Here is a 654-nt window from a genome sequence, read left to right as displayed (position 1 = left end):
CCCCGGAATTGGACAAAGATTCCAATTCGGGGGTTTTCTTATGTCTAAATATTTACTAAAAACAAAATTAGAAGCAGTAGATTTGTATCAAAGAGGATTTAGTACAAAAGAAATTCAAGAGAAATTACATATCACATCACGTAGATCTATTGATGGTTGGATCAATAATTATCAACAGTATGGTAACAGAGGCCTGGAAAAAAGCTTTTCTAAGACAAGATATAGTGGTCAATTTAAATTAGAAGTCTTAAACTGGAGAAAAGAACATAGTGCCAGCTATCAAATTACTGCCAATCATTTTAATATTAAACAACATTCCACTATTGCGAATTGGCAAAGAAAATTAAATGAAGGCGGTGTTGATGCTTTATTTATTAAGCAAGGACGACCATTAATGCATAAAAAGAAAATTAAAGCAAAGAAGCATAAATATACTTCTCAAGAGTTAACTGAACTTGAACGTCTACGTTTAGAGAATCGTGCATTACATGTAGAAAATGAATATCTAAAAAAACTAGATGCCTTAGTTCAGAAACGCGGACATCGGACGAAGAAAGATCTATAGTTAATGAACTAAGGCAAGAATTTGGCTTTAAATTAAAAGAAATATTACCCTACACAAGTTTGTCTAAAAGTACATTCGAGTACCATCCT

At 32.1% G+C, this 654-nt stretch carries 1 protein-coding gene; it reads left to right on the top strand.

The features are described from left to right. On the top strand, positions 1-565 hold a 565-nt coding region (locus J3U54_RS09065), incomplete at its 5' end, for a helix-turn-helix domain-containing protein (RefSeq protein WP_267385786.1). Positions 566-654 lie beyond the last annotated feature (89 nt).

It is taken from the genome of Lactobacillus sp. B4007 (genome assembly GCF_026535895.1).
GTDB classification, from domain to species: domain Bacteria; phylum Bacillota; class Bacilli; order Lactobacillales; family Lactobacillaceae; genus Lactobacillus; species Lactobacillus panisapium.
Note: the sequence above shows the minus strand (reverse complement) of the source record. Positions and strands in the feature narration are given on the sequence as shown.